This is a genomic window from Pedobacter sp. (assembly GCF_045628745.1).
Classification (GTDB): Bacteria; Bacteroidota; Bacteroidia; order Sphingobacteriales; family Sphingobacteriaceae; genus Pedobacter.
The window spans coordinates 1-2,224 of sequence record NZ_JAZQPU010000263.1; the positions used below are offsets into that span (position 1 = coordinate 1).

2 protein-coding genes are annotated in these 2,224 nt (G+C 37.4%); both read left to right on the top strand.

Translation table 11 applies throughout. The features are described from left to right. Positions 1–263 precede the first annotated feature (263 nt). Positions 264–1,610, top strand: a complete 1,347-nt coding sequence (purB, locus tag ACR2F7_RS09970) for an adenylosuccinate lyase (RefSeq protein WP_432713420.1) — start codon at positions 264–266, stop codon at positions 1,608–1,610. Between the two features lie 76 nt (positions 1,611–1,686). Beyond that, the coding region (locus ACR2F7_RS09975) for a NifU family protein (protein ID WP_432713421.1) at positions 1,687–2,224 on the top strand (538 nt) is incomplete at its 3' end.

Genomic DNA, 2,224 nt, shown 5'->3' on the forward strand with positions numbered 1-2,224 from the left:
TCCATTTGCTTCTCCCCCACTCCCTTTAAAACATTATCCTTTTCTTAATAGCTCATTTATAGTTGACCTGTCCTTTGACTAACCGTTCACTGACCGACAATAACGCTATCATGCTGAATAGATAGCGATCTCCTGGTGGATTAGTTCAGGATTTTGGGGTGGCAGACCCGTAGGCAATAATCATTACAAGTCCATTTCGACCTTCAGATTCCCTTAAATAGCGAATAAATGCTACCTTTACAAGGTAAAAACATTTCCCTTACATGAACTTATCTCCACTTCAAGCTATTTCTCCTGTTGATGGTCGTTATAGAAATACAACACAGGCTTTAGCCAATTACTTCTCTGAATACGGACTGATTAAATACAGGGTATTCGTAGAAATTGAATACTTTATTTCTCTTTGTGAGTTAAACTTACCTGGATTAGCAGATTTCGACAAAGCACAATATGCAGCCTTACGCGATATTTATACGCAGTTTAATGAAGCTGATGCTCAGGAAATTAAAGATACCGAAAAAGTCACTAACCATGATGTGAAGGCGGTAGAATACTTTATCAAGAAAAAATTCGACGACCTGCACTTACAGCCATTCAAAGAATTTATTCACTTTGGCCTTACTTCTCAGGATATCAATAATACAGCTATCCCTTATACCTTTAAATTGGCTTTGAATGAGGTGTACTACCCTATCATTGCCGAGTTAATAGAAAAACTAAATGCTTTGGCGCAAGAATGGAAGGATGTTCCTTTATTGGCACATACCCACGGCCAACCAGCATCACCTACTAAATTAGGTAAAGAATTTCTTGTTTTTGCGGAGCGTTTAGCTATACAATTGAAAAACCTGGAGAACATTCCACACAATGCAAAGTTTGGTGGTGCCACAGGAAACTTCAATGCACACCATATTGCTTACCCTGCAATTGACTGGGTAGCGTTTTCTAACGAGTTTGTTAATGTATCCTTAGGCTTAAACCGTGCACAGCATACCACACAAATTGAACATTACGATCAGTTTGCTGCACAATGCGATGCTTTGAAAAGAATCAATAACATCATTATTGACCTTGATAGAGATATCTGGACTTACATTTCTAAAAACTACTTCAAACAAAGAATTAAAGAAGGTGAAGTAGGTTCTTCGGCTATGCCACATAAAGTTAATCCTATAGATTTTGAAAATGCTGAAGGAAATGCTGGTTTAGCCAATGCGCTGTTTGAGTTTTTCGCTGCTAAATTGCCTATCTCACGTTTACAGAGAGACCTTACAGATTCTACCGTATTGAGAAATGTTGGTGTACCAATGGCACATACCGTGATCGCTATTTCTTCGACGCTTAAAGGATTAAATAAAATTATCCTCAATAATGAGGCTATCGCTGTAGATTTAGACAATAACTGGGCTGTAGTAGCAGAGGCTATTCAAACGGTTTTGAGAAGAGAAGCTTACCCTAACCCTTACGAAGCTTTGAAAGATTTAACCCGCACCAACCAGAAAATAACCGCACAAACCTTGTCGGTTTTTATTGATGGACTACAAATTTCAATAGAATTGAAAGAAGAGTTGAAACAAATCACGCCCTATAACTATACAGGGGTGTTTTAATATATAATGACCTTTAACAGACATGCAGAGCTAAAATAGCAGCAGTAGATTATTTAATTTTGTAAAAAAAAAGACAATGACTATCAACGTATATACAGAGCAAACACCTAATCCGGCTACAATGAAGTTCATGGTCAATAAATTATTGATCAATGGAAGTGAGGATTTTGCAACAAAAGAAAGTGCTGAACACTCGCCATTTGCCAAAGAGCTGTTCAAGTTTAATTTCGTAACAGGTGTATTTTTTGCAAGTAACTTTGTTACAGTTACCAAAAGCGAAGATGTAGAATGGCCAGATATTGAGCCTATTCTTAAAGAATTTGTTAAAGGCGCTGTAGAATCAGAATATAAAATCAAGGAAGAAACCAATGAAGTAGTCAACTTTGAAGGTACCGACCTTGAAATCAAGATACAACAAATCCTTAACGACTATGTAAGACCAGCAGTAGAACAAGATGGTGGTGCAATTAGTTATAAGTCGTTTAACGAAGGTATAGTTACCGTAGAACTAAGAGGTTCATGCAGTGGCTGTCCTTCTTCTACCATCACTTTAAAATCAGGGATACAAAACCTGTTGCAAAGAATGGTACCAGAGGTAAAAGAAGTGGTTTCAG

Bases quoted from the DNA above. Each gene is read 5' to 3' on its own strand.
- purB (WP_432713420.1), top strand. From the start codon at position 264: ATGAACTTATCTCCACTTCAAGCTATTTCTCCTGTTGATGGTCGTTAT.